This window comes from Streptomyces sparsogenes subsp. cuspidosporus (genome assembly GCF_039532705.1).
GTDB classification, from domain to species: Bacteria; Actinomycetota; Actinomycetes; order Streptomycetales; family Streptomycetaceae; genus Streptomyces; species Streptomyces sparsogenes.
Map to the genome: position 1 here is coordinate 1 of NZ_BAAASD010000015.1, position 25017 is coordinate 25017.

The 25017-nt window shown below is 73.4% G+C and carries 26 protein-coding genes; 11 read left to right on the plus strand and 15 right to left on the minus strand.

The window, feature by feature from the left end; translation table 11 throughout:
* Both ABFY07_RS43170 and ABFY07_RS19225 read right to left on the minus strand, forming a co-directional pair.
* Positions 1–150: putative T7SS-secreted protein (locus ABFY07_RS43170; RefSeq protein WP_428836964.1), on the minus strand; the 150-nt coding region annotated here is incomplete at its 3' end.
* 154 nt (positions 151–304) lie between these two features.
* A complete protein-coding gene (locus ABFY07_RS19225; RefSeq protein WP_065967570.1) occupies positions 305–1855 on the minus strand; it encodes a Rieske 2Fe-2S domain-containing protein in 1551 nt (516 codons plus the stop codon).
* Between the two features lie 502 nt (positions 1856–2357).
* Here ABFY07_RS19225 and ABFY07_RS19230 point away from each other — a divergent pair.
* The 9 genes from ABFY07_RS19230 to ABFY07_RS19270 all read left to right on the plus strand — a co-directional run bounded on the left by ABFY07_RS19230 (position 2358) and on the right by ABFY07_RS19270 (position 9483).
* Positions 2358–3608 carry a sensor histidine kinase gene (locus tag ABFY07_RS19230; protein ID WP_346175663.1) on the plus strand — a complete coding sequence of 417 codons (1251 nt, stop codon included), beginning with the start codon at positions 2358–2360 and terminating at the stop codon, positions 3606–3608.
* Positions 3605–4279, plus strand: a complete 675-nt coding sequence (locus ABFY07_RS19235; RefSeq protein WP_346175664.1) for a response regulator transcription factor — start codon at positions 3605–3607, stop codon at positions 4277–4279. The genes ABFY07_RS19230 and ABFY07_RS19235 overlap by 4 nt, the downstream gene beginning before the upstream one ends.
* Before the next feature lie 151 nt (positions 4280–4430).
* Positions 4431–4550 carry a lasso RiPP family leader peptide-containing protein gene (locus ABFY07_RS19240; RefSeq protein ID WP_346175665.1) on the plus strand — a complete coding sequence of 40 codons (120 nt, stop codon included), beginning with the start codon at positions 4431–4433 and terminating at the stop codon, positions 4548–4550.
* A gap of 127 nt (positions 4551–4677) precedes the next feature.
* Positions 4678–4797 carry a lasso RiPP family leader peptide-containing protein gene (locus ABFY07_RS19245; protein ID WP_346175666.1) on the plus strand — a complete coding sequence of 40 codons (120 nt, stop codon included), beginning with the start codon at positions 4678–4680 and terminating at the stop codon, positions 4795–4797.
* A 113-nt stretch (positions 4798–4910) separates the two neighbouring features.
* Positions 4911–6716 carry an asparagine synthase-related protein gene (locus tag ABFY07_RS19250; protein WP_346175667.1) on the plus strand — a complete coding sequence of 602 codons (1806 nt, stop codon included), beginning with the start codon at positions 4911–4913 and terminating at the stop codon, positions 6714–6716.
* Between the two features lie 71 nt (positions 6717–6787).
* Positions 6788–7048, plus strand: a complete 261-nt coding sequence (locus ABFY07_RS19255) for a lasso peptide biosynthesis PqqD family chaperone (RefSeq protein ID WP_346175668.1) — start codon at positions 6788–6790, stop codon at positions 7046–7048.
* Positions 7045–7467: a lasso peptide biosynthesis B2 protein gene (locus tag ABFY07_RS19260; protein ID WP_346175669.1), complete on the plus strand. Its 423-nt coding sequence runs from the start codon at positions 7045–7047 to the stop codon at positions 7465–7467. The genes ABFY07_RS19255 and ABFY07_RS19260 overlap by 4 nt, the downstream gene beginning before the upstream one ends.
* A gap of 14 nt (positions 7468–7481) precedes the next feature.
* A complete protein-coding gene (locus tag ABFY07_RS19265; RefSeq protein ID WP_346175670.1) occupies positions 7482–8372 on the plus strand; it encodes a JmjC domain-containing protein in 891 nt (296 codons plus the stop codon).
* Between the two features lie 112 nt (positions 8373–8484).
* The gene (locus tag ABFY07_RS19270) at positions 8485–9483 is read left to right on the plus strand and encodes an AraC-like ligand-binding domain-containing protein (protein ID WP_346175671.1); all 999 of its coding nucleotides are present in this window, start codon (positions 8485–8487) and stop codon (positions 9481–9483) included.
* 73 nt (positions 9484–9556) lie between these two features.
* On the opposite strand, the gene ABFY07_RS19275 is transcribed toward ABFY07_RS19270, so the two are convergent.
* The 5 genes from ABFY07_RS19275 to ABFY07_RS19295 all read right to left on the minus strand — a co-directional run bounded on the left by ABFY07_RS19275 (position 9557) and on the right by ABFY07_RS19295 (position 13534).
* On the minus strand, positions 9557–10567 hold the full coding sequence (locus ABFY07_RS19275) for a DUF2797 domain-containing protein (protein WP_346175672.1): 1011 nt from the start codon (positions 10565–10567) through the stop codon (positions 9557–9559).
* Between the two features lie 37 nt (positions 10568–10604).
* Entirely contained in the window at positions 10605–10868 is a 264-nt protein-coding gene (locus ABFY07_RS19280; RefSeq protein ID WP_346175673.1) for a DUF6332 family protein, read from the minus strand.
* A 40-nt stretch (positions 10869–10908) separates the two neighbouring features.
* Positions 10909–11385 carry a DUF4442 domain-containing protein gene (locus tag ABFY07_RS19285; RefSeq protein ID WP_346175674.1) on the minus strand — a complete coding sequence of 159 codons (477 nt, stop codon included), beginning with the start codon at positions 11383–11385 and terminating at the stop codon, positions 10909–10911.
* Between the two features lie 61 nt (positions 11386–11446).
* Positions 11447–12181, minus strand: coding sequence for a maleylpyruvate isomerase family mycothiol-dependent enzyme (locus ABFY07_RS19290; protein ID WP_346175675.1), 735 nt, complete (start codon positions 12179–12181; stop codon positions 11447–11449).
* Positions 12182–12238: 57 nt separating this feature from the next.
* A complete protein-coding gene (locus ABFY07_RS19295; RefSeq protein WP_346175676.1) occupies positions 12239–13534 on the minus strand; it encodes an MFS transporter in 1296 nt (431 codons plus the stop codon).
* Between ABFY07_RS19295 and ABFY07_RS19300 the strand changes: the two genes are divergently transcribed.
* Positions 13513–14778, plus strand: coding sequence for an ROK family protein (locus tag ABFY07_RS19300; protein WP_346175677.1), 1266 nt, complete (start codon positions 13513–13515; stop codon positions 14776–14778). The two genes, ABFY07_RS19295 and ABFY07_RS19300, sit on opposite strands and share 22 nt — an antisense overlap.
* A gap of 136 nt (positions 14779–14914) precedes the next feature.
* Here ABFY07_RS19300 and ABFY07_RS19305 read toward each other — a convergent pair whose 3' ends face one another.
* From ABFY07_RS19305 to ABFY07_RS19335, 7 genes are all read right to left on the minus strand, one after another.
* Complete coding sequence (locus ABFY07_RS19305) at positions 14915–15838, minus strand: phosphotriesterase family protein (protein WP_346175678.1); 924 nt, start codon at positions 15836–15838, stop codon at positions 14915–14917.
* Positions 15832–16434: a DUF4865 family protein gene (locus ABFY07_RS19310; protein ID WP_346175679.1), complete on the minus strand. Its 603-nt coding sequence runs from the start codon at positions 16432–16434 to the stop codon at positions 15832–15834. The genes ABFY07_RS19305 and ABFY07_RS19310 overlap by 7 nt, the downstream gene beginning before the upstream one ends.
* 66 nt (positions 16435–16500) lie before the next feature.
* Entirely contained in the window at positions 16501–17094 is a 594-nt protein-coding gene (locus ABFY07_RS19315) for a TetR/AcrR family transcriptional regulator (protein WP_346175680.1), read from the minus strand.
* Positions 17095–17223: 129 nt separating this feature from the next.
* Complete coding sequence (locus ABFY07_RS19320) at positions 17224–17766, minus strand: ATP-binding protein (RefSeq protein WP_079151378.1); 543 nt, start codon at positions 17764–17766, stop codon at positions 17224–17226.
* 226 nt (positions 17767–17992) lie between these two features.
* Positions 17993–18322, minus strand: coding sequence for a hypothetical protein (locus tag ABFY07_RS19325; RefSeq protein WP_065967566.1), 330 nt, complete (start codon positions 18320–18322; stop codon positions 17993–17995).
* 355 nt (positions 18323–18677) lie between these two features.
* A complete protein-coding gene (locus ABFY07_RS19330; RefSeq protein WP_346175681.1) occupies positions 18678–19151 on the minus strand; it encodes an SRPBCC family protein in 474 nt (157 codons plus the stop codon).
* A 25-nt stretch (positions 19152–19176) separates the two neighbouring features.
* On the minus strand, positions 19177–20025 hold the full coding sequence (locus ABFY07_RS19335) for a DeoR/GlpR family DNA-binding transcription regulator (protein ID WP_346175682.1): 849 nt from the start codon (positions 20023–20025) through the stop codon (positions 19177–19179).
* A 296-nt stretch (positions 20026–20321) separates the two neighbouring features.
* Between ABFY07_RS19335 and ABFY07_RS19340 the strand changes: the two genes are divergently transcribed.
* The gene (locus tag ABFY07_RS19340; protein WP_346175794.1) at positions 20322–22559 is read left to right on the plus strand and encodes an alpha/beta hydrolase family protein; all 2238 of its coding nucleotides are present in this window, start codon (positions 20322–20324) and stop codon (positions 22557–22559) included.
* Here the strand turns inward: ABFY07_RS19340 and ABFY07_RS19345 are convergent.
* A complete protein-coding gene (locus ABFY07_RS19345; RefSeq protein ID WP_346175683.1) occupies positions 22529–24970 on the minus strand; it encodes a right-handed parallel beta-helix repeat-containing protein in 2442 nt (813 codons plus the stop codon). The two genes, ABFY07_RS19340 and ABFY07_RS19345, sit on opposite strands and share 31 nt — an antisense overlap.
* Between the last annotated feature and the right edge of the window lie 47 nt (positions 24971–25017).

Sequence of the window (25017 nt, forward strand, 5' to 3'; positions counted from 1 at the left end):
GTCGCGGACCCAGTCGGCCCCGCTCTCCCAGCCGACCTTGTCCAGGCCCTCCGCGGTCTTGTTCCCCAGCCACTCGACACCGTCCCCGACGGCCTCCGTGCCCGACTCGACCGCGTCGTCGAGCCAGTCGGGCGTCAGATCCCACCCCATCAGCGTCTGTCTCCCTGCCCCGGGGCCTTGCCCAGACTTACGAACAACATGCGTGCTATGCGATCTTGTGCACCGTACAACACGGTGTACCGCCGCTAACGACGCGGAATGGGCTGGTCCGGGTTCCCTTGGTCACACGCTGATTCGCCAGGCCTCAGCCGTCGGCCGGTGCCGTGCGCTCCGCCCGGATGTCGTGGCCGTCCGCGGTCAGACAGCGGCCGGTGGACAGGTCGTAGCGCCAGCCGTGCAGGGTACAGGTGAGCTGGTCGCCCTCGATCTGCCCGAACCGGCCGAGGTCCGCGCGCAGGTGGGGGCAGCGCCGCTGGATGCGCCAGCCGTCCAGCTCGATCTGCTGGCCGTCGTCGTGGCACGAGTCGTAGTAGTTCTCCACGTACTCGATGCGTTCACTCGACAGGCACTTGAAGAACACGTACAGGAATTCGTTGTACGGCCCGATCCGGCTGGCGGTGAACCGCAGGGACAGCAGCAGGCTGTTGGACCAGTCGACCTCGCGCCGGGCGATGTTGGTGGCCACCAGGTCGCCCGTGGTGGAGATCGTGTAGCGGCAGCGCTCACCGTCCCACCGGCGGACCTGGCGCGCCGGGAAGTCGATCACGATCGGGGTGTCGTCGACATCCAGCCGGGCAGGGCCGCCGACCCCGTCGCAGATCCGGTCGGCGCGCGCCAGCAGCGGTTCCCACCACTGCTTCAGCTCGGCCAGCAGGCGCTCGGGCGGCAGCGCCGGGGCCCGCGAGGCGCGCTCGGCGGCGAGCGCGGGCTGCTGTCTGCGGGCGAACTCGCGCAGGTACTCACGCTTGTTCTCGAAGATGTGGTCGATCTCCTTGGCGGTGTAGCGGTGGGTGAGCTTGCACCCGGCACCCTGCGGTTCGGCGACGGTGCCCGGCAGCAGCAGATGCGCGGAGGTCTCCGGCCGCGCCTCGGCGAGCTCCGCCAGGAACTCCCGCTGGTCGACGAAGATGCTCTCGCCGTCCCGGCCGGTGCCGTTGAACTCGAACAGGTCCTCGTCGAGGAAGCAGGGCGGGCCGGCGTTGGGGAACACGTGCTTGGCATCGACGGCGTCGATGTAGCGCATCGCCCGCTCGGACTGCCCCTCGCGCTTGCGCGCGGCGAACTCCCGCTTCGCGCTGTCCGGCAGCCGGTAGACCATGGGCCACCAGATCGCCCCGGAGAACTGCAGGAAGTGTGCGTCCACCTCGCCGAACGCCCGGATCGAGGGGATGTCCAGGGGGTGGGCGTCGTTCTGGTTGAGCAGCACCGTCGCCCCGTCGTCCAGCGACAGCGCGGAGTCGCCGATGGGGCCGTCGCCGGGGCCGGTGAGGGCGGTGATCATGATGCGCAGCCCGTCCCGCTCGACCGGGACACCGCTGCGGGTGTGCAGGAAGCGGGTGAAGCCGAGCGCGCGCAGCTCGCACTCCAACTCGTCGGTGGCGAAGGCGGGAAGCAGCACGGTGAGGTTCTTGCGCACATTGCGGCGCAGGTTCTCGGCGTCGAAGTGGTCGCGGTGCAGATGCGATACGTACAGGTAGTCCGCCGCTTGTCCGTAGTGGGCCCAGTCCAGGTCCGTGTTGTCGGGGAACGGGAACCACGACCCGAAGAAGGCAGGGTTGACCCAGGGGTCGCACAGCACCGATCCGGCAGCGGTCTCGATGAACAGTCCAGCATGCCCAAGTCCGGTCACACGCATAGCACAGCACCTCAGCCCGGCTCCGTAGGTCACCCGCCCCACCGTCGTGGAGGGGCCGGCGCGTCATGTTTTTCACTGTGTGCGGGTTTCCGGGCGTGTGCACCCGCAGCGCCGGTGCCCCCGGACACCGGGAAACGCGGAGGGCCAGGCCAGGGCGGGTGGCCGGGGCGTGGTTTCGCCTGGTCGCTCGTCGCCCGGTTGCCGTAGCGACGGTGTCCGCGCCCCCGCCACACCGCGTACTCCACGGGGAGTAGCCGCGGCCACCGCCTCCGGCGGACGCCGCCGCGCCGGGGGGCGGGCTAGGGTCTGTCGTCAAAGGGGGCGTCCGGCCGCGAGCGGCGTCTGGCGCGGTCCATCGCAAGGCGGAGCGTCGCCCTCGTACTGGGCGTACTCGGGCGATGCGACAACGCGGCGAGGTGCCGCCCGCCGCGGCAGCGGCTGATGTCACTGCGGCGTCGGGAGCAGGGCGCCCCCTTTGACGACAGGCCCTAGCGTGGCGGGTATGCGTGAATTCCCCCGGGGACGGCACCCCTGGACCGGGCAGGCCGCCGCCTTGCCCTGGCGCTCCTCCCTGGCCCTCGCGGTGGTGCAGCTGGTCGGGACCCAGGCCGCCGCGCACAGCCAGCCCGAGCGGGTCGGCCTCGGCCTCCTCGGCCGAGCCCTGCTGGTGGCCGGGCCCGCGCTGCTGCTGGCGCGCCACCGCCACCCGCGGCTCGCGGTCCTCGGCACGGCGGCGGTCACCGCGCTCTACCTCGGCGCCGGATATCCCTACGGCCCCGTCTTCCTCAGCCTCGTCGTCGCCTGCTTCGCCGCCGTCGCCGCCGGGCGGCGGGTGGCCGCCTGGAGCGCGCTCGCGGGGCTGTGGGCCGTCCATCTGCTCATCGCCCACTGGCTCCACCGATGGCTGCCGCCGGCCGGGGACGGCCCCGCCGCCTGGGGGCCGGAGGCGGCCGTCGCGGCCTGGGCGGTGGCGATCGTCGCCGCGTCCGAGCTGGTGCGCGTACGGCGGGAGCAGTGGGCCCGCGAGCGCGCCGAGCGGGAGGCGGCCGAGCGGCGCCGGGCCGACGAGGAGCGCCTGCGCATCGCCCGCGAGCTGCACGACGTGCTCGCCCACAGCATCTCGGTCATCAACGTCCAGGCGGGTGTCGGCTTCGCCCTCCTCGACCAGGACCCCGAGCAGGCCCGCACCGCCCTGACCACCATCAAGGCGGCAAGCAAGGAGGCGCTGGGCGAGGTCCGCCAGGTGCTGGACACCCTCCGGGCCCCCGGCGCCGCGCCCCGCTCGCCCGCCCCGGGCCTGGACCGGCTGGCCGAGCTGACCGGGCAGGCCCGTGACGCGGGCCTCGCGGTGACCGTCGAGACGGAGGGCGTACGGACCGCCCTGCCACCCGGCGCCGACCTCGCCGCCTTCCGCATCGTCCAGGAGGCCCTGACCAACGTCGTGCGCCACTCCGGCTCCCGCACCGCCCGCGTCCTGCTGCGCTACGCCCCCGGCGCGCTGGAGCTGCGGGTCGACGACGACGGCCCGGCAACCGCCGACGGCATGACCCGGGGCATGACCGGCGGCAACGGCCTGGCCGGCATGCGGGAGCGGGCCGCGGCGCTCGGTGGCACGGTGGCGGCCGGGCCGCGCCCGGACGGCGGCTTCCGGGTTCACGCCCGGCTTCCGCTCGCCGCGGCTACGGTGACGGGAACACCGCCGGGGACGCCCCACCAGCCGCCTCCCGGCGAAGTGACCAGGGAGGCCCCTTGATCCGCGTACTGCTCGCCGACGACCAGGTGCTGGTCCGGGCCGGCTTCCGCGCCCTGCTCGACGCCCAGCCGGACATCGAGGTGGTCGGCGAGGCGGCCGACGGCGAGCAGGCCTCGCGCCAGGTGCGCGAACTGCGCCCCGACGTCGTCCTCATGGACATCCGCATGCCACTGCTCGACGGACTCGCCGCCACCCGCCTGATCACCGAGGACCCCGGGCTCGGCGAGGTGAAGGTGGTCATCCTGACCACCTTCGAGCTCGACGAGTACGTCTTCGAGGCGATCCGCTCCGGCGCCTCCGGCTTCCTGGTCAAGGACACCGAGCCCGAGGAACTGCTGCGCGCCGTACGGGCGGTCGTCGCGGGCGACGCACTGCTGTCGCCCGGCGTCACCCGGCGGCTCATCGCCGAGTTCGCCGCCCGCTCGAAGGAGCCCGCCCCCGCCGCCGCACTCGCGGAGCTGACCGAGCGGGAGCGGGAGGTGATGGCGCTGGTGGGGCTCGGGCTGTCGAACGAGGAGATCGCCCGGAGGCTGGTCGTCAGCCCGCTCACCGCCAAGACCCACGTCAGCCGCACCATGGTCAAACTGGGCGCCCGCGACCGAGCCCAACTCGTCGTCCTCGCCTATGAGTCGGGCCTCGTCCGCCCGGGCTGGCTCGGCCCCGCCGGGTGAGCGCCCGCCGCCCACGGCCGTGCGTGAATCGTCAACAAGCCTGCGCGGACCGACAAGGACGGCCGCTGTCGCACTCAGCATCCTGAATGACGAACACCGAACAGCTCTCACAAGCTGTTTCCGAGTCCGTTCACGAAGGAGCTGAGGAAACATGGACGCGAAGATGCACTACGAGGCCCCCGCGCTGTTCGAGATCGGCGGATTCTCCGAGAAGACCCGTTGGGTGAGCAAGGGATGGCTCCCGGACCTCGTCACCACGTTCGGCGGCTGATGCCCTGACCGCGGTCCGGTCGTCGGCTGCCCTGTTCCGGCCGCCGACGACCGGGCCGCGGCCCTGAACACCGCGCACCGACGCACACCGCGGAACCCCCGGAGGACTGAAAAGGAGCTGAGGGAACATGGACGCGACTCCCTACGAGGCGCCCGCACTGTTCGTGATCGGCGGATTCGCCGACAAGACGCGTTGGGTCCACATCGGATGGCTTCCGGACCTCGTGACCGCCGGATACGCGGGGTGATCCCCTGACCGCTGCCCGGTCGTGATGGCCCTGCCGTGGCCGCCGGCGACCGGGCCGCGGCACCGACCGCCCGGCATCCGACACGGACGCCCCGACCCCGTTGGGAGCCATTCATGAAGTTCGTCGTTCTGCCAGATCACCCCGCCGCGGACGAGGTGAGCGCCCGGCTCCCCGAGGAGTACCGGAAGAACACGCTCTACCACCACTCCGGCCGCCCCTGGCTGATGGGGAGCTGGACCCCGGGCGCCGCCCTCTGCGTTGAGGCCGGTCCGTCGAAGATCGTGCTCTTCGGCGCCGCGCACAGCACGGAACCCGAACTCCTGGTCCAGCTCGAAAAGGTCCGCACGGTCCGGGAGCTGGGAAGGATCGTGGAACGCACCGCGGGCTCCTTTCATCTGGTCGCTTCCATCGACGGATTCGTCAGGGCACAAGGCAGCCTTTCCGGCGCCCGGGAGCTCTTCTCCACGTCGATCGCCGGTATCACGATCGCGGCGAACCGGATATCCGCGCTGGGCGAGCTGCGACGGCTGACCCTGGTCGAGGAGCAGCTCGCGATGCATCTGCTCGCGTTCGCACCGCCGTGGCCTTTGAGCGAGCGCAGCGTGTGGCGGGAGGTCGACTCCCTGCCCTTCGCGCATTACCTGTGCCTTGGGCCCGACGGAACAGCCGAGCAGATCCGGTGGTGGACTCCTCCGGAGCCGGAGCTCCCGGTCGACGTGGCTGCTCCCGAGTTCCGAAGGGCGCTGGTCGCGGCGGTCGCGGCACGGGCGGGCACATCGGCGGCCATCGGTGCCGATCTCTCCGGCGGGATGGACTCGACGAGCCTTTGTTTTCTCGCCGCCGGGCAGGGCGGTCGGCTGGTGACCGTACGACGCCAGATGATGGACCCGGCGAACTGCGACGACCCCGTCGCCGGCCGGGCCGCGGCGGATCTGCCCGGCGCCGAGCACATCGTGCTCGACACCGACACGGCATCGCCGTACTACGACTCGCCGGACCGCGATGATCTCGCGATGGACGAACCACCGCCCTTCATCGCCATGGCGAGCCACATGGAAGACATCGCCCGGATCATGGCTTCGCGCGGTGTCACCATGCACCTTCAGGGCCACGGCAGCGATGAGCTGGCAGCGACCGGAACGACCTATGCCAACGCCATGGCCCAGCGGAGTCCGATCGCAGCCCTGGGCATGGTCCGTGCGATGCGCGCCAGGCGACGCTGGTCCCTCGGCACGACCCTGCGCGTCGTCCGGCCCTTTCCGCCGTACGCCGAGTGGCTGCGCCGATCGGCCGGCGAACTGCTCTCTCCTCCGGACATCGAGTCGGAAGTGGGCTGGGAGCCCGCCCCGCAGCTTCCTCCCTGGGCTTCCCGGGAGGCCGCGGCACTGGTCCAGGACGCGCTGCGCCGTTCGGTGGCGGCGGACCCCCAACCGATGTCGTCGATTGCCACGCAACACGAGATACTGCGTTGTATCCGCGTGAACGGTTGGATCGTTCGCTTCGCGAACACGCTCGGGGCGCGGTTCGGCGTGAGTTTCGAAGCTCCGTTTCTCGATGATGGCGTCGTGGAGACGGCGCTGTCCGTCCGGCTGGCGGACCGGTATGTGGCCGGCCGCCACAAACCCGTCCTGGCGGCCGCCCTGCGGGGGACGGTGCCGGATTACGTCCTCGACCGGACCACCAAGAGCCATTTCACGATGGACACCTATGCCGGCCGGAAGCGCAGCCTCCCGAAGATGCGGGAGATGTGTGAGGAGTCGCGCCTCGCCGATCTGGGGCTGATCGGCCGCGAGGACTTCCGCCGTGTGCTCTCGGGCATCATGCCGGACCCCATGCACATGGGTCCGCTCGAAAAGACATTGGCCTGCGAGGCATGGCTCCGCTCCCTTTCGGCGAAGACCGTCCCGCAGTCGCGCTGACGCGCCGAAGCAGTCGCACTGACGCGCCGAAGCAGTCGCGCTGACGCGACGAACAAACCAGGAGGCACTGGATGGCAGACATAGCCCTTTCCCCCTTCGTCACGATGATCGAGTCCGAGGACGGAATGGTGTTCCTCAACCAGCGGACCGGACGGTACTGGCAGCTGAACGGCACGGGGTCGGAGGTCGTCCGGCTGCTGCTGAGCGGCGAGACCGTGGAATCGGCAGCGAGCCGGCTCCAGGAGAAGTACCCCGACGCGTCCGGTCAGGCCGTGTCGGACGTCCGCACGCTGGTGCGCCAGCTCCAGGCCGCGAAGCTGCTTGCCCGATGAGCACGTCGATGGTCAACGAGCGGGCGGTGTCACCGCCGCCCCTGTGGATCCGCCCGCTCGCGAGATCGGCGGTCCTGCTGGCCCGAGGCGTCGCGAAACTGTCGCCGGAGCGTCAGTTCGCACTGCTCCGGGCCTTGCGCCGCGGCGCACGCGCGAGTAGCGCGGACGAAGCCCACCGGGCCCGCAACGCCGTCCTCTTCGTCAGTGTGATGTGTACGGGCCCGTGGTGTCTGCAGCGGTCCATAGCCACCGCGCTGTTGTGCCGCATCTGCGGCACCTGGCCCGAATGGTGTGTGGGAGTGCGTACGGAGCCCTTCACCGCTCATGCCTGGGTACAGGTGGACGGCATGCCCATAGACGAGGACACGGAGCAGCTCGAGCGCTTCCACAAGATGGTCGTCATCCGGCCGCGATCGTGACAGGAGCCGTCGACATGACGAGAGCACACGGGTTCGACCTGCTCACCGCCGAAAGCGACTCGGTCATCGAAAGGGCGTGGGGGGAACGGACGAGTTCGCTGTCCGTCGCACCGTCCTTTCTCGCCTCCCTCGACCGCATCACGATCGACCGACTGCTGGAGGAGAGGTCGCTCCGGCCGCCGGACATCACCTTCGCCCAGAAGGGACGACAGCTTCCGGACCGTGAGGTGACCGTGGGAAGGACGAGGGCGGCGAACACGGACGCCGGGCTCCTGGACCGGACGAAGGCCCGGTGCCTGCTGGCCGACGGGGCCACTGCGATGGTCTACCACGCCCACCATCTGGTCGGCCCGCTCGGCGAGGTCGCCGCGCACATTTCGTCGGCGCTGCGCGCCTCCTGCGACACGACCGTCTTTCACACTCCGGCCCACAACGCCGGACTCGGCTGGCACCGGGACGGCCAGCACGTGGTCGCCGTGCAGATCACCGGCTCGAAGGAATGGCGGGTGGAGAAGAGGCCCCCGTCGCACTGGTGGACCTCCGGCGCCCTCGTCACCGACGGGCCCGACACCGATGTCCTCCATGTCACCCTCCGCCGCGGAGAGGCGCTCTACATGCCGCCGGGGGTCGCCCACACCGCACGCGCCACGGACGAGTCGAGTACCCATGTGTCGTTCGTCGTCCAGGAGCCGGAGACGAAGGACCTCGCACTCGCCATGTTCGAACGCGCTTCCCGGGGTGTCACAGCCCGGCTCGAGCATGGGCCGGTCACGGAGCGCGCGGCGCGGGCGGCCGCCGTAGCGCGTGAGCTCTCCTCGGCCATCCGCGGACTCGACGTCGACGAGTTGCTCGCAATGGTGGAGGAAGACGCCATGGAGGCCGGGCAGCCGCCTTCCCGCGGGTGACGACATGGAGCATGACGATCACGAAAGCGGCCGAAGTCATTCTGGTCCACATATGCGCTCCATGTCAGGGTTGAGCCATCAGCGGTAAACCGGAAACGGGGGTGGCTGGGTCATGTTGGTGACGGATTTCAACACGGAGGTCGTGTCGGCGCCGGAGCGGTTCGCGTTGTGGGAGGAAACGACGAATCGGTCGCATATACGCAATCGGCAGCGCAGCAAAAACCACGAAGACTTCCGCGCCAGAATGCGCCTCCTGAACTTGGGAGAAGTCCATGTGTCGGCGCTGTCCTTGCCGCATCTGGAGCTCGTGCGGACAGCGAAACTGGTGCAGCAGTCCGACCCTGAGATGTACCAGATCAACTACTTTCTCGACGGGGGCGGGGCGGTCTGTCTGGACGGGAGTTCCACGGCGCTGCGCGCCGGTGACCTCATGGTGGTCGACAGCAGTCGTCCTTACCGCGGTGATGTCCGCGCTGTTCCGGACAGGTGGTCGCACATGACGGTGCAGTGCCCTCGTAGCCTGTTGCCGCTGCCGGAGAAGACGGTGCGGCGACTGCTCGCCGTCCCGATCAGTGGGCGCAGCGGCATGGGCGCGCTGTTCACCCGCTGGCTGACCGACCTCAACGCGCGCGCCGGCGAGTTCACCCCGGCCGACGTCCCCACGCTCGCCTCGGTCACCCTGGACCTCCTGGCGTCCGCACTCGCACGATGCGTGGAGGCTGAGGCGGCGCTGAGTCCGGACGCGCGCCGGCGCGCCCTGCGGGCCCAGATCAACGCGTTCGTCGAGCAGCACCTCGCCGACCCGGACATGACTCCCCGGACGATCGCGGACGCTCACCACATCTCCCTGCGCCATCTCCAGCAGTTGCTCGCCGAGGACGACACGTCGCCGGCGGCCTGGATACGCCACCGCCGTCTGGAACGCTGCCGCCTCGACCTGACCAACCCCCGTCTGCGCGCCCGACCTGTCCAGGCCATCGCCGAACGCTGGGGCTTCACCAACGCGACACACTTCAGCCGCCTGTTCCGGGCCACCTACGGGATACCGCCACGGGACTACCGAAACCTGCCGTACACGGCCCGCGCGGACCACCGACGAGCCTGCGGGTGACGAGAATTACCGGGGACGGCCCGCCGCGGCCGGCCGCCTGTCCGATCCCCGGTGAACCCGCCGGCCACCTCGCCTACGCGTCCGTCGGCGCCGGGATCGCCGAACTGCCGAACAGCGTCTGCGGCTCCACCGCCTCCCGCGCCGGCGCGGCCACCTCGGCCGTGGTGGCGGCGTCCGCGGGGGCCGCGGCCAGGGGCCAGCCCGCGAGGTGGCGGGTGTCCAGCAGGAGGGTGCGGCCGGCCGAGTCGGTCAGATAGACGTCCGGCCCGGCCGCCGCCTCCACGCGGCCCGCCACGGTGCGGCCGGGGCCGAGCCGGATCACCCCGTGCGCCGGGCGCAGGCGGTCCAGGTGGAAGACGGCATCGTGGTGGACGGGCGTACAGGGGCGCAGGGTCAGGGACTCCGGGAGGCCGCCCAGGGCGGCTGCCCGAGCGTGGACCGCGGCGAGCTGTGCCGCGCGCTCCCGCTGGGGCGGCGGGGCCTCGCGGGCGGCCCGCTTGGCGGCGTACGGGAACCGGTCCGGGACGCCGAGCGCGGCGCCCAGCACGGCCTCGGCCCGACGGGCGGCCATCAGAGGGCCGCGGCCGAGCAGGGTGTAGGACAGCGCGGCCTGTTCCAGCAGACGGGCGCCCCCGCGCTCGGCCGCGGTGATCCCGACCTTGATCAGCTCCGGGCCGAACCAGGCGAGATAGACGTCGTACGGGCGCGGGTCGTCGGTGCGGGTGTCGGCGGCGACGGAGTACGAGCGGTCGAGCCGGGCGCAGTCCGGGCACCGCGCGGAGACCGCGGACACGGGCACCTCGGCGCCGGCCGGACACGGCGTGTGCCGGGCGCCCCTGCGCACCCCGACGCAGCCGCGGCCGGTCGCCGCGGCTTCCCGCTCGCCTCTCCGTCCACGCGACGCCGTCGCGGGCACCGCGGCCGTCCGAGGCCCGGCGGCAGCGTCGGCGTCGCTCACCACGGTGAAGGCCAGTGGGTGGCCGGGCGGCAGCGGGGAGACCCGGTCTCCGTGCACGGGGTGGTGCCAGGCAAGCGCGGGGCCCGAGCGGTCCCAGCGCAGCCCCGCGCAGCGCCACCGCGTCATTTCCGGGCCCCTTCCCGATGGTCCTGTGCCGGGGGCGTCAGCCGCGCCGCTTGCGCGGCAGCCACCACAGCACCTGGAGGACCCGGGCCAGGAACCCGGCGCCGGCCACGGTGCCGGCGGCCGTCACCCAGGTCTTCTCCGCCGCCGGATCCAGGTCCCCGAACAGCGCCGGGCTCGCGAAGGCGAAGAACAGCAGCGCGGCCAGCAGCGCGCCGGTGACGACCGCGAACATGATCTCCACGGTGGCGGCGTCGCGCTCGGGCTGGGTGCGGGGACCGGTCATGGCGTGGGAGTCTCTCATTCCGTCAGCTTATGCCGACTCGTCGCGGCCCTCTCGAAGGTCAGGACGCTTGCAGGTCAGGACGCTTGCGGCGGACGTAGAGTTGCTTCCGTACGCGGGCCACCAGGGTGCCGTCCGCGGCCACGACGTCGTACTCGAACCACGGCAGTGCCTTGCCGCCGTCGGCCGTTGCCTCCCGGATCTCCTCCAGCCGGTCCTCGGTCAGCTTGAACTCGGCGAACACATCACCGCGGCCGGGCGAGACGAAGTCGATCTCCCCCGTCTTGTCCCAGACGATGTAGTCACCGCCGAGCCGGTTCATCGTCAGCAGCATCCAGAACGGATCGCCCATCGCGAAGAGCGAACCGCCGAAGTGCGTGCCCACGTAGTTGCTGTTGAAGCGGTGCAGCCGCAGCCGGACGCGCGCGCTCGTCCAGTCGTCGGCGATGTACAGCACCCGCACACCGGAGAACAGGTAGGGCGGCCACCAGTTCATGGCGCGGCGCAGCGCCCTGGGGGACATGGAGCGACGAGACATGAAGCGAAGCTAACATGGATTATTACTCACCGGTAACCCTCTTGGTGGCCGCCCGTCCGCCTCACAGGGCCGAGCGCTCCCGCCACAGCTCGGCCAGAGCGAGGTCGCCCGTGGCCCGCAGCCCCGCGAGCGGAAGACGGTTCCACAGGGTCAGATACAGCTCCTCCACCGACCCGGACAGCTCGCAGTCGGCGTCCCCGGCGTCGTCGGCCTCGGCGCGCGGCACGCCGTCGGACAGCCGCACCGTCCAGACGACCTCGGCGTCCGTGGCCCGCAGCCGCAGGGTGCGCGGCTCCTCGGTGCGCACCTGGCTCCGGTCCTGGCTGTGGAATCCGGCCAGCAGCTCATCGAGGCCGTCGGCCGCGAGGGCCGGGCCGACGGGGGAGAGGTCCTTGCCGAGCGCCGATTCCGCGTCCACCCGGTGGATCGCCGTCTCGTGAGCCTGGCGCCGCGCCCAGAACGCGAGCGGCGAGGGGGCGGGCAGCAGGGTGAAGTACGGCACCTGCGGATCGGCCTCGGTGAGCGCCTTGACCAGCGCGCGGTGGCCGTCGCGGAACCAGGGCGTCAGATCCGCGTCGCCGGGCTCCTGGCCGGTCCGGGGCGGCGCGAACTCGGTCAGTCTCTCACTCACGTTCCGGGTGGCCCAGCGGTGCACCATTCCGATGTGCGCGAGCAGGTCCCGCACGCGCCACTCCGGACACGTGGGCACCTGGGCGTCCGGCCCGGCCTGCTCCGCGGCGTCGGCCAGCAGCCGGCCGTCCCGGTCCAGGGCGTCGATGAACTCGGCGATTTCCATGGCGGGATTCTGCCACCGGCCACCGACATCCGGCGCTCACGGCAGGCGAGACGAGGCTCAGGACGGGCCACCGCCGGCCCGCCCGGCCCCGCGCGTCCCGTACGCGACGACCGCCGCCACCGCCGCCAGCAGGGCGACCGTGGTCAGGGCGATCGGCAGGGAGAGCCCGTCGGCCAGGAAGCCGATGGCGGGCGGCCCGAGCAGCATGCCACCGTAGCCGACGGTGGAGGCCGCGGCGACCCCGCTGGGCCCGGTCAGGGCGCCCGCCCGGGCGATCGCGACCGGGAAGAGGTTGGCCAGACCGAGGCCGGTGACGGCGAAGCCGAGGAGCGCGAGCCAGACGGTGGGGGCGAGTGACCCCAGCAGCATGCCGGCCGCGGCCGTGGCGCCGCCCGCGACCAGCGTGCGGGTCTGGCCGAGCCGTTCGAGCAGCGCGGTGCCGCTCAGCCTGCCGACGGCCATCATCAGGGCGAAGACCGAGTAGCCCGCGGCGGCGACGCCCGGACTCGCGTCCAGGTCCTGGTCCAGGTGGAGCGCGGCCCAGTCGGCCATCGCCCCCTCGCCGTACGCCGTGCACAGCGCGATCAGGCCGAAGACCGCGACGAGCCGCCGCGCCGCGTCGCGGGCCGGGTCCTCGGGCGCCCGCCCGGCCGGTGTCGCGCCCTCCTCGACCGACGCCGAAGTCGACGCCGACCCCGACGCCGACGCCGACGCCGACGCCGACAGGGCCGACTCCGGCACCGGGAGGCGGAGCAGCGCCCGGCCCGCGACCGCGGTGACCAGCAGCCCGACGGCGGTGAGCAGCGCCAGGTGGGGCGTGGGGGCCAGCCGTCCCGCGATCAGCCCGCCCAGGGCCGCGCCGGCCATCCCGCCCAGGCTGAACGCGGCGTGGAAGCCGGGCATGACGGGGCGGCGCAGCGCGGCGATGAGATCGACGGCCGCGCTGTTCATGGCGACGTTGAGCCCGCCGAACCCGGCCCCGAAGACCAGCAGGACCAGCCCGAGGGCGAGCGCGGAGCCGGTCAGCGGCGGCAGCGCGACGCCGAGCGAGAGCAGGACGGCCGCGGCCACCGTCGTGGGATGGCTGCCGAAGCGGCGGCAGAGCCGGCCGGTCACCACCATGGTGGCGACCGCGCCCGCGGACACCCCGAGCAGGGCGAGCCCGAGGGCGCCCTCCGACGCGCCGGTCCGCTCCTTGATCGCGGGGATCCGGACCACCCAGCCGGCGAACACGAATCCGTCGAGAGCGAAGAACGCGGTGATGGCGGTGCGCAGTTGGGTCAGCGAACGGTCCGCCGTGGCGGAGCGCCGCCTGCCCGGAATGGCGCTCCATGTTTTGTTTGGCGTCGGCACAAAGTGAGAATAGGGGTGTGACCCAGACACGGACAAGGCTCGAGCGGGGCCGAAGCGCTCTCGGCCCGGCGCTGGAGCTCGTACACACCGGCCGGGCGCCCACGCGGGCGGTGCTCACGGCCGAACTCGGGGTGACCCGCGCGACCGCGGGCGCCGTCGCCGCCGAACTCGAAGCGCTCGGCCTGATCCAGGTGGACTCGCGCCCGCTCGGGGCCGCCGGGGCGCAGGGCCGCCCCTCGCACCGCCTCTCGATCGCCCCCCGCGGCCCGGTGGCCCTCGCGGCCCAGGTGCACGCCGACGGCTTCCGCGCGGCGCTGGTCGGACTCGGCGGCCGGATCGTGGCCACCGACCCCGGATGCATGACCGTGCCCGCCGATCCGGCGCAGGTCATCGACGCGGTCGTCGAGGCCGGGGCCCGGCTGCTGCGCGAGAGCGGCCGCCGCTGCGTGGGCGCCGGCCTCGCGGTCCCCTCCGCGGTCGCCGAACCGGAGGGCACCGCCCTCAACCCGCTGCACATCGCCTGGCCCGCCGGCGCGCCCGTACGCGAGCTGTTCACCGAGAGCCTCGCCGCGGCGGGCGTCCACGGCCCGTCCGGGGAGCCCCTCACCGGCCTCGTCGGCAACGACGTCAACCTCGCGGCCCTGGCCGAGCACCGCCATGGCGCGGGCCGCGGCGCGCAGCACCTGCTCTGCGTCGCCACCGGCCACCGCGGGGTGGGCGGTGCGCTGGTCCTCGACGGACGGCTGCACACCGGCAGCGCGGGCCTGGCCATGGAGGTCGGCCATCTGACCGTCAACCCCGAGGGGCCGCCCTGCCATTGCGGCAGCCGCGGCTGCCTGGACATCGAGACCGACCCGCTGGCCTTCCTCCTCGCCGCCGGGCGGGACCCGGGCCCCGAGGGTTCCCTCCTGCAACAGGCGCGCGACCTGCTGCGGGAGGAGTACGGCGAACCGTCGGTACGGGCCGCCGCCGACCTCCTCATCGACCGGCTCGGCCTCGGCCTCGCCGGACTGGTCAACATCCTCAACCCCGACCGCATCATCCTCGGCGGGCTGCACCGCGAGCTGCTGGAGGCCGACCCGGAGCGGCTGCGGGCGGTCGTCGCCGAGCGCAGCCTGTGGGGGCGCAGCGGGGGCGTGCCCGTCCTGCCGTGCACCCTCGACCACAACAGTCTTGTCGGGGCGGCGGAGTTGGCCTGGCAGGCGGTGCTCGACGACCCGCTCCAGGCGCTCGCCGCCGGCTGACGCCGCCCCCTGCGCGCCCCGGGGGTGCTCCGGCCGCCCCCGTGCGCGCCTCCGCGCCTGCCGCCCCGGAAACGGCCGCCCCCGGAAACGGCCGCCCCCGCGCCGGCCACCCCCGGAAACGGCCGGCCCCGGGGGGCTACCCCGCGCGCCAGGCCACGGCCAGGGCGCCGGCCGGGTTGGTGGTGAGCATCCGGCGCACCACGTCGGCGCCCACGGCGAGTTCGAGCCGCGGGCGCAGCCGGCGCAGCAGATACGGCATACCCGGGCCGCCGTTCACCGACCGGGCCTGCGCCGTCGTCGTGTCGCCGCCCAGTAGCAGCTGTCCGGCGTACCCGGCGTCCACGAGCGCGGCCAGCGCGTCCGGCAGCCGCCAGTCGGTGGCGTGGTTGGCCCGGGAAGGCCCGTCGAAGGCGAGGAACGCCCCGGCCGCGGCCGCCTCCCGGTGCACGGCCGGGTCCGGAAAGCGGTTCAGATGGCCGAGGATCACGCTCCGCGGCGCCACCCCGTGCTCGCCGCACAGCAGGTCCAGCACGTCCAGCGCGCCCGTCCCCAGCTCCAGGTGGACGGCGATGGGCGCGCCGGTGCGGTGGTGGGCCTCGGCGGCCGCCGCCATGGTGCGGCGGGCATGGGCGTCCAGCCCGTGGAAGCCGCCGGCGACCTTGATCAGCCCCGCCCGCGGCCCCGTGCCGCCGATGCCGCGCGTCAGCTCGTCGACGAAGAGCTCGGCCAGCCCGTCGAGCACCGCCTCCGCCACGCCCGGCGCGTAGTGCTCCGCCTGGTGCAGGCCCGTCGCGGCCACCAGATGGACGCCGGTGGCGCGGGAGAGCCCGGCCAGCTCGCCGGCCGCCCGTCCGAGGCCGTACGGCGTCCACTGCACCACCGTGCGGCCGCCGAGCGCGTGGAAGGCCCGCAACTCCTCCCGCGCCGAGGCCACGTCGGCCAGCTCCTGCCCGGGCAGCCGCGCGCTGCGGATGAACAGGTGGTCGTGGGCGTCGCAGACGCCCAGCGCGTCGCCGGGGACGTCGCCGAGCACGGTCCGTACGGTCGCCGCGCTCACCACTGGCGCCCCTTCGGGAGCCGGGCCAGGCCGGGCGTGGACAGATGGAGCACCTGATAGCGGTCTCCGGGGGCGTCGGGCGGGGCGGCGTCCTCCCAGAGGGTGAAGCGCAGCAGTTCCCAGCGGCGCGGATCGACGGCGAGGGCCGTGGAGTGCACGCCGTCCGTACGGGCCAACTCCAGCAGCTCCTCCAGCGCGCCCTCGACCGCGCCCGCCGGGCCGCCGCCCGACGGGTCGGCGCCCGCCGGGACGGCCACGGCGTGGCGGGTGGCGGTGCGCGGGGCGGCGGCCCGGGACGGGCCGGGCTCGAAGGCGAGCCCCTGCCAGTGCTCGACCACCGGCCGGCCGAAGTCCCGGACGACGCCCTGGAATCCGGGGCCCCACAGGAAGCGGTTCATGGCCTCGGGCGCGGCCCACAGGTAGAACGGCGCGTACTGGTTGACCGGGGAGCCGTCCACCCCGCGCTCGCGGATGCCGTACGCCTTCAGCCCGAGCCCCGGGAAGCCGTCCAGCAGATGGCCCTTCGACTTCACCCGATGTCGGATGATCTCCATGTCGTAGTCGGCGGGCAGGGTGATCCGGTACTGCATCGCGTGCAAGAACAACTCCTGTGGTGTCATGGCGGGCGCGGGCGCGCCGGGAGGGAAGCGGGGGGAGCGCGCGGCTCAGGGGGCGGGCCGGTGGGGCGCGCGGGCGGCGAGCAGGTCCAGCAGGCCCTGGACGGCGCTGTCGAAGGGCGCGGGCGACCCCGCGGCGCGCGCCAGCACATAGCCGCCCTGGACGGCCGCCACGACCGAGGCCGCGGTCCGCTCCGGGGCGAGCCCCGCGTCGAACTCCCCGCGCTCGACGCCCTCGGCGACGACCTCGGCCAGCCGCCCGCGCAGCCAGTCGAGGGTCTCCTCCACCGGACCGCGCAGCACCGGGTCGGCGATGACGTCCGGATCCATGGTCAGCCGGCCGATCGGGCAGCCCCGCAGCACGTCCCGCTCCCGCAGCAGATACCCGCGCACGCGCTCGTACGCCGTCCCGGGCGCGGACAGGCACGCCTCGGCCGTGGCGCGCATCTGCTCGGCGGTGCGGCGGATGGCGGCGAGCGCGAGGTCGGGCTTGCCGCTGAAGTGGTGGTACATGCTGCCCTGGCCGGCGCCCGCGCGCTGCTGGATGGCCTTGGGGCTGGTGCCCACGTAGCCGCGCTCCCACAGCAGGTCCTGAGTGCTCTCGATCAGCCGTTCCGCAGTGCTCATGAGGCTACTGTACATACTAGTAAGTACAGAAGGGGAGATCTTCGCCGCCGGGACGCCGCCGGGACGCCGCCGGGGGAGGGGCGATCGGCGCGGGGCCGGGTCCGGCGCGGCTGCCGGGCCCGGCGGGATGCGGCGGGAGCCGGCTCAGTGGGAGACGGCGGACCGGGCGGCGGGCGCCCGCTCCCGGACCCCGGCCGGGGGCGCGGGACGGGAGAGGTCCGTGCGGTCGGGCGGGGCGGTGCGGCCGGCCCCGTGCGCCGCCAAGGGGGGCTTGGCGGGGGCGGCGGGCTGCGGTACGGCCAGGGTGAACCACACGACCTTCCCGCTGCCGTCGTCCCGGGCGTGCATGCCCCAGCTCTGGCTGACCGAGGCGACCAGCGCGAGCCCGCGGCCGCGGGTGGCCATCGGGTCGCACTCGGGGACGCACGGCAGCCGCGGATCGTGGTCGCGGACGGAGACCGTGAGGCGGTCCAGCATGAGGACGATCTCCACCGTGCACTGCTTGTCCGGCTCGGCGTGCCGGTGGACGTTGGTGAGCAGCTCGGTGACGGCGAGCGCGGCGGGATCGATGAGCGGATCCAGGTGCCAGTAGCGCAGTTGCGCGGAGACGATTCTGCGGACCTGTCCGATCCGCGACGGCAGGGCCTGCAGCTCCACCGTGCAATGTCTGCTTGGACGACTGATCACGGCTGCGACTCCCTGAAGAAGTGGTGGCTAGCCTGATGCAGATGCGGGCGTCGAACGCGCCGGCGGCCACCGTGCAGCAGTGGTGTCTGCCGGGCGCGACCGGTAAGGCCGGTTCTCAGCGTCACCGCCTGTTGACCCTCAGTGATACCGGTACGCGTCCAGGGTCTGCCCCGTCGCCCGCACGCGCAACTCAGGGGATGTCTCCCGGCGGTGGCGGGGGAGGGTGTCAGCCCTTGGGCGAGTGGCCTCGCGCGCTGCGGATCACATCGAGGAAGCGGCTGGCGGCGCCGGGCGCGGCGGCCTTCGCCGCGGCGTCCCGCTCGCCCAGGGTGAGGCGGTAGCGGGTGCCGTTGACCGTCGCGAGGGCCTGGTCGCCGTCGGTGAACCACGGCTTGCTCGCGTGCACCGACTGCACGGGGGCGCTGTCGATCTCGCGGCCGTAACTGGTCAGCAACTGCAGCCTGCCGTCCTTGATCAGGACCTGGCCGGCATGCGTGACCGAGCGCAGGAACTTCTCGATCCGCACCCCACGGGCGTTGAACTCCGTATCGGCCACGGTGACCGCCTCCCCGGTGACTCTCGCCGGCATGCGCGCCGCTCTCCCACATCCATCTTCCCTGCTGCGCAGTGTGCCCGGGACCGGCCCGGGATACCAGGGCGCACAGGTGCCCACTTCCGACCCACAAGGGTCGGAGTGCGCCATCGGGCCGGCGCGAGAAGCACGGGCGGCGCACGGACGGCGCGACAGCGCTCCCGTGCCACGGCGGCGCCGCCCCGTGGTGGACGGCGCGCGGACGAGGTGCGAGAAGCCGCTCGCGCTCACGGCCGGGCCCGGCGTCCCGCACCCGCACCAGGCCGCCTACGCCGAACGGCCGCCGCGCGGGCCGGACTCGGGCCGCCCACGCCGGAGGTCACGCCGACCGCAGGCCGTCAAGGGCGCGCACCGCGTCGCGGAAGGCACGCCGCAGCCCCGGGCGCAGCAGCCACAGGGCGCCCCGCACCGGCGCCACCGCGTCCACCGCGAAGGTGTACCGCACCAGCGAGCCGGTGCCGGAGACCGACGGCACCAGCCGCCACTCCTCCAGCAGCGCCCGCAGCCCGGGCGCGTTCGTCTCGTCGACGCGGTAGGCGTAGCGCTCCCCGGGATCCGCCGCCATGACCGTCTCGGCGAAGCGGACGCCGCCCCGCAAACGGATCTCGCGGCCCGCGCCGTCCCCGGTGGACCGCGCCGCGGCGACCTGGCGGTACCACCGCGGCCAGCCCTCGACGTCGGCCAGCGCCTTGAACACCACCTCGGGCGGGGCGGCGGCCTCGGCGACGAACACCAGCCGCAGCGGGGCCGTACGGACGAACTCCGGACCCACGGGACGCAGACGATGTCTCATGCACCCCACGGTAACTGGCGGGCCGTCAGATGTCTGCGGCGACAGCGGCCTCGCCCGCCACCACCAGCTCACCCGGCAGATGCTCCAGGATCTCCGCCCGCGCCTCCTCCGGCAGCCCCGGGTCCGTCACCAGCGCGTCCACATCGTCCAGCGAGGCGAACGAACTCAGGCCCACCGTGCCCCACTTGGTGTGGTCGGCGACCACCACCACCCGCCGCGCCGACCGGACGAACTGCCGGTTGGTCTCCGCCTCGGCCAGGTTCGGGGTCGACAGCCCCGCCTCCACCGATATCCCGTGCACCCCCAGGAACAGCACGTCGAAGTGGAGCGAGCGCACCGCGGCGTCCGCGACCGGGCCCACCAGCGTGTCCGAGGGCGTGCGGACCCCACCGGTGAGCACCACCGTCGCCGCCCCCGGGCGCGGCCCCGCCCCACCGCCGGCGGCCGACCGCTGCGCGTTGTAGAAGACGTCCGCCACCCGCACCGAGTTCGTCACCACGGTCAGGTCCGGCACCTCCAGCAACTGCTGCGCCAGCGCGAACGCCGTCGTCCCGCCGGCCAGCGCGATGGCGGTGCCCGGCGCCGCCATCGCCGCCGCCGCCTTCGCGATGTCCTCCTTGGCGCTCAGCTCCAGCCCCGACTTGGCCTCGAACCCCGGCTCGTACGTGCTCGCCTCGGCGACCGGCACCGCGCCGCCGTGCACCTTCTCCACCATGCCCAGCCGGGCCAGCGCGTCCAGATCGCGACGGACCGTCATGTCCGACACGTTCAGCTTGCGGGTCAGCTCGTTGACCCGCACCCCGCCGCGCCGTCTGACCTCGTCGAGGATCAGGGCACGCCGCTGCTCCGCGAGGAGATTCTGGTTGTCGCTCACCGCGGCCCGTCCCTTCCCATCGGTCCTCGCCTCCACCCGCGGGCTCATCTTCGCATGCCGCCGGGCCCCACGATCGCCCCGAACCCGTGTGATTACGATTTCGCCACGCCCGGCGCCGCCGCGTCGGGCCCGCGCGCCGCGGGCACGATCCTGGAGGGACAACCACACCGGGATCGGGGGGCACGGTGGCAGCGGCGACACACACCGGTACGGGCACGGCGGCGGGGGACGGCGGCCAGCCCCCGCCCGACCTGGAGCTGCTGGTCCACGGCGTCGGCGGAACCACCCCGCAGGAGATGCTCACCGACCCACGGACCGTGCTGGTCACCGGCGACGAGACCGCGGGGGTCTACCGGCGCGTCGACGACGCCGACGCCGAGGAGCGCCCGCAGGACTACCGCGAGACCCCGGTCCGCGAGGCCTACTGCTGGTCCAACCTCACCTCCGGCAACGGTGCCCGCGCCCTGTGGTTGCTCCTGCTGCCCTTCATGGTGGTCAACCTCGCCCACTGGATGCGGCCCGCCGCCGACCGGCGCGAGCGCACCGTACGCACCTACGGCCTCGTGGTGCGGCTGATCGCCCTCAGCCTCACCGTCCTGCTGATCGCCGGGGCCTGCGAGGTGGCGCTCGACCTGGTGGCCTGGCAGTGCGCCGGCGCGCGATCCTGCGGCGACCACAGGTCCTGGCTCGCCTTCATGTCGCCGCGCGACCACGGCTGGTGGAGCCAGCCCGGCCGCCGCCTCGCCCTGGCCTCACTCGTGCCCACCGCCCTCGGCGGACTGCTGTGGTACCTGTCCAACCGCACCTGGAGCGCGTACGAGTCACAGCCCCCGCTGCGCCGGCCGGTGGACGAGTGCGACCCCGCCTCCGGCAACCGCGCAGCCCTCTGCCTGCCCGGCTTCTGGTACGGGCGCCGGATCGTCGCCCGGCTGCGCGCCGCGCACACCGCCGCGAGCTTCCTGACCGTCGCGGCGGGCCTCACCGCGGCCACCGCCGCCTACGACCGCGAGCCGGGCGGCAGCGCCCTCCTCGACGTCTTCGGGTGGCTGCTGCTGGCACTGCTGGCCGCGGCCGGGCTGCTCGTGGTGTACGTGGTGTGCCGCCGGGGCCGCAGCGAGAGCAGGCTCGACGACGAACTGGACCGGGTCACCACCGCAGCCCTCCCCGGGACCGCCCTCGGCCTGCTCGCCCTGGCGATGCTGTACGCCGGCTGGTCCCGGCCCGGCTGGGCCTCCCACGGGCGACTGCCGGGCGACGCGACGTTCGGAAACCTCACGCTCGTCCAGGGCGCCCTCGTCGTCGCCCTGGCCGGCTGCGCCGTGGTGCTGCACCGCACCGCGCCCGTCGGGCGCACCCCGCTGCGCGGCCTCGCCGGCCCGGCCGTCGCCATGCTGGCCTGCGGGCTGGGCGCGGTGCTCTCCGGCGGGGTCGCCCAGCGCGTCGCGGACTGGCTCGACGGCGGCGCCACGCCCGGCATGGAGCACGGCCCGATCGCCGGACCCCCGGTGCTGCTGTCCTGGCAGGCCGCGGTCATCCCCGCCGTGCTGCTCATGGTGCTGCTGGTGGCCCTGTTCTTCGCCGTCCGGGTGTGGCGGGTGCGGCGGCGGCTGGAGCGCACCGTGCCCGACGGCTACCCCGGGGAGCGGCCCGACGCGGTGCGCACCCGCAAGATCGCGGGCGCGATCGCCCGTGCCGGGCTGACCGACTCCGCCCCCGGCATCGTCGGCCCCGTCGCCCTGTTCACCCTCCTCCTCGGCGCCGCCGCGGTCGCCGGGGCCTGGGCCACCGAGCAGGTGCCAGGACGGGCCGCCGACGGCACGCCCGCCGTCGTCGAGGCCGCCGCCCAGACCGCGCAGGCGCTCGGCTCCTGGCTGATGGGCCTGGCGTTCCTGCTGCTGGTCACCTGGGCCCGCCGCGCCTACCGCAGCCCCTCCGCCCGCCGCACCATCGGCATCCTGTGGGACGTCGGCACCTTCTGGCCGCGCGCCGCCCACCCCTTCGCGCCCCCCTGCTACGCCGAGCGGGCCGTCCCCGACCTGACCTGGCGGATGGAGACCTGGACCCGGCGCCACGGCGGGCGGCTGGTGATCTCCGGCCACTCCCAGGGCAGCGTGCTGGCCGCCGCCGCGGTCTGGCAGGTGGACCGGCACACCCGAGGCCGGGTCGCGCTGCTGACCTACGGCTCACCCCTGGAGCGGCTGTACGGGCGCTGGTTCCCCGCCTACTTCGGCATGGCCGAACTGTGCTCCCTGCACGACGAGGTGCGCTGCTGGCGCAACCTCTGGCGGTACACCGACCCCATAGGCGGCCCCATCCGGCTGCCGGACGGCACCGGCCCCGAGGTCGACCACGAAGGGCTCAAGGATCCGCTCGCCTACGGCCGCACCCCGGATCACCCGCTGCCCGCCCCGATCCTCGGCCACTCGGACTACCAGGCCGACCCCGCCTTCTGCCAGGAGCGGGCCGGGCTGCTGGCCCGCCTCCCGGAACAGCACACACCGCCTCAGAAGAGCTCCGGCAGGTCCTCCGGGTAGAGCAGCGTCAGCTCGTCCGTACTCGGATCGGGGAGCTGCGCCACCCGGCCCGCGTGCCGCTCCACCATGGCCTCGAAGGTCTGCCGGGCGGTGCGGCCGTTGCCGAACGCCGGGCCCTTCGGGAGCGCCGTGAAGTACTTCAGCAGCGCCTCGGCCGCCCCCTCGCCGAGCCGGTACTCCTGCTCCTCCGCCTGCTGCTCCACGATCCGCAGCAGCTCCTCCGGGGCGTAGTCGCCGAAGGTGATGGTGCGTGAGAATCGGGAGGCCACACCCGGGTTGACCGACAGGAAGCGCTGCATCTCCTCCGTGTAGCCGGCCACGATGACCACCACCGCGTCCCGGTGGTCCTCCATCAGCTTGACCAGCGTGTCGATCGCCTCACGGCCGAAGTCCCGCCCCGAGTCCTCCGGCGACAGCGCGTACGCCTCGTCGATGAACAGCACCCCGCCGCGCGCCCGGTCGAACGCCTCCTGGGTGCGGATCGCCGTCGAGCCGATGTGCTCGCCGACCAGGTCCACCCGGGAGACCTCCACCAGGTGGCCTCGTTCCAGCACCCCGAGCGAGGCCAGGATCTCCCCGTACAGCCGGGCCACCGTCGTCTTGCCGGTGCCGGGGGAGCCGGTGAAGACCAGATGGCGGCGCACCGACGCGGCCTTGAGCCCCGCCTGCTGCCGGCGCCGGCCCACCTCGATCATGTCGGTGAGGGCCCGCACCTCGCGCTTGACGCTCTCCAGGCCCACCAGCGCGTCCAGTTCGCCCAGCACCGCCTTGGACGGGCGCACCGACACCGGCGGCTTCGCCTCGGCCGGCGCGGCCTGGGCGCCGCCGTCGCCGGTGCGCTGCGCCGGAATGCTGCCCAGCAGCCCGCCCGTCGAGGTGGCCGTCTCCACCGCGGGCTTCCCCGCGGCCGGGACCACCGCCCGCGCGGCGGGCGTGGCCGCGCTCTCGTCGCTCGTGCAGTCCTCGACGATCGGCCCGGCCTCGGAGAACTCGTAACCCCCGCGCGAGCACCGCTCCGTACGGCACCGGGTCAAGGTGGTCCGGCAGCCGTCGATGATGTGGAAGCCGTAGCCGCCGCTGCCGGTCACCCGGCAGTTGTCGAAGGTGCCGCGCCCCTCGGCGGACACATAGAAACCGGCCTCGGCGGGGGAGGTGACCGTGGTGCGCTCGACCGTCGGGTCGGCGCCCTTGGTGACGATCACCCCCGTCGCGGCCCCGTCGATGGTGCAGCCCGCCAGCGTGCCGCCGCTGCCGTGGTCGCGGAACCACGCACCCGTGGCCGCCTCCCGGATCCGGCAGTCGTCCAACTGCGCGGTCGCCCCGTCGCTCACCGACACCGCCGTGTTGCGCACCTGCGACAGGTCGCTGTCGACGACATCCACCCGCGACCCCCGGTCCAGCACGAACAGCGCGTCCGGCACGTCGTGCACCCGGCACGAGTCCAGCACCGCCGTCGCCCCGTCGCTGACCCACACCGCCGGATAGTCGCCCGTACTCTCGTGCATCTCGCACTGGTTGGCGTCCACCCGCGTGCCCGGGTCCCACACCGACAGCCCGTTGCGCCCGAACCGGCGCACCTTGGACCGGGTCAGGGTGAGCACCGACCGGGACCGCAGGTCGATCGCGTTCTCCGGGACGTCGTGGATGTCGCAGTCCGCGAGCGTGAGCACCGCGTCCGTGTCCAGATTGACGCCGTCCGCGCTCGTGCGGTGCACCCGGCAGTCCGTCAGATGCCCTGTGGCGCGCGCCGAGACCTGCACCCCCGCGCCCCTGACCTCGTACACCTCGCAGCCCACCGCCTCCAGTGCGCTGCCCTCGCCGGTCAGCGAGAGACCGGCCCCCGAGGCGTGGTGGATCCGGCAGCGCTCCAGCCGCGGATGCCCGCCACCGCGCACATCGACGCCCGACTGGCCGGCCGCCATCACCTCACAGTCCTCGAACACCCCGCCGGCCCCGTCCAGCACGCTGAACCCCACGCCCGCCGGGTTGTCCACGGTGCAGCGCCGCACCGTGGGGCGGGCGCTGCCGCGCACCTCGATCCCCACCGCCGAGCGTGTCGCGACCCGCACATCCGCCAACTCCGGTGCCCCGTCCTCGACGAGCAGCGCGGGCGAGGCCGAGTCCTGCCCCTCGATGTGCAGATCCTGGATGACCGCGGACGCGCGTATGGTCAGGGCGACGCCGTCCACCGGGGCGATCCGCACCGAGCCGCGCCCCGAGCCCTCGGGGCCGCGCAGCGTGACGGCCCGGCCCACCACCAGATTCTCGCGGTAGGTGCCGGGGGAGATGGAGAGCACATCACCGTCCCCCGCGGCCTCCAGGGCCGCCGAGAGGGAGGCGTACTCTCCTGTGCGGCGCCGCCACCGCGACGTTCCGCTGTGCGTCACCTGGACGACCGAGCCCTGTGCCATGGCGCTGTTGTGCCCCCACCTCGTGCGTATGCCGGCTGCGCGCGACT

Excerpts from the sequence above, each read along its gene's own strand:
- ABFY07_RS19225 (WP_065967570.1), bottom strand. The coding sequence starts at position 1,855 with ATGCGTGTGACCGGACTTGGGCATGCTGGACTGTTCATCGAGACCGCT.
- ABFY07_RS19230 (WP_346175663.1), top strand. The coding sequence starts at position 2,358 with ATGCGTGAATTCCCCCGGGGACGGCACCCCTGGACCGGGCAGGCCGCC.
- ABFY07_RS19240 (WP_346175665.1), top strand. The coding sequence starts at position 4,431 with ATGGACGCGAAGATGCACTACGAGGCCCCCGCGCTGTTCGAGATCGGC.
- ABFY07_RS19245 (WP_346175666.1), top strand. The coding sequence starts at position 4,678 with ATGGACGCGACTCCCTACGAGGCGCCCGCACTGTTCGTGATCGGCGGA.
- ABFY07_RS19250 (WP_346175667.1), top strand. The coding sequence starts at position 4,911 with ATGAAGTTCGTCGTTCTGCCAGATCACCCCGCCGCGGACGAGGTGAGC.
- ABFY07_RS19255 (WP_346175668.1), top strand. The coding sequence starts at position 6,788 with ATGGCAGACATAGCCCTTTCCCCCTTCGTCACGATGATCGAGTCCGAG.
- ABFY07_RS19260 (WP_346175669.1), top strand. The coding sequence starts at position 7,045 with ATGAGCACGTCGATGGTCAACGAGCGGGCGGTGTCACCGCCGCCCCTG.
- ABFY07_RS19265 (WP_346175670.1), top strand. The coding sequence starts at position 7,482 with ATGACGAGAGCACACGGGTTCGACCTGCTCACCGCCGAAAGCGACTCG.
- ABFY07_RS19270 (WP_346175671.1), top strand. The coding sequence starts at position 8,485 with ATGTTGGTGACGGATTTCAACACGGAGGTCGTGTCGGCGCCGGAGCGG.
- ABFY07_RS19275 (WP_346175672.1), bottom strand. The coding sequence starts at position 10,567 with ATGACGCGGTGGCGCTGCGCGGGGCTGCGCTGGGACCGCTCGGGCCCC.
- ABFY07_RS19280 (WP_346175673.1), bottom strand. The coding sequence starts at position 10,868 with ATGAGAGACTCCCACGCCATGACCGGTCCCCGCACCCAGCCCGAGCGC.
- ABFY07_RS19285 (WP_346175674.1), bottom strand. The coding sequence starts at position 11,385 with ATGTCTCGTCGCTCCATGTCCCCCAGGGCGCTGCGCCGCGCCATGAAC.
- ABFY07_RS19290 (WP_346175675.1), bottom strand. The coding sequence starts at position 12,181 with ATGGAAATCGCCGAGTTCATCGACGCCCTGGACCGGGACGGCCGGCTG.
- ABFY07_RS19300 (WP_346175677.1), top strand. The coding sequence starts at position 13,513 with ATGTTTTGTTTGGCGTCGGCACAAAGTGAGAATAGGGGTGTGACCCAG.
- ABFY07_RS19315 (WP_346175680.1), bottom strand. The coding sequence starts at position 17,094 with ATGTACAGTAGCCTCATGAGCACTGCGGAACGGCTGATCGAGAGCACT.
- ABFY07_RS19330 (WP_346175681.1), bottom strand. The coding sequence starts at position 19,151 with ATGAGACATCGTCTGCGTCCCGTGGGTCCGGAGTTCGTCCGTACGGCC.
- ABFY07_RS19340 (WP_346175794.1), top strand. The coding sequence starts at position 20,322 with ATGCTCACCGACCCACGGACCGTGCTGGTCACCGGCGACGAGACCGCG.
- ABFY07_RS19345 (WP_346175683.1), bottom strand. The coding sequence starts at position 24,970 with ATGGCACAGGGCTCGGTCGTCCAGGTGACGCACAGCGGAACGTCGCGG.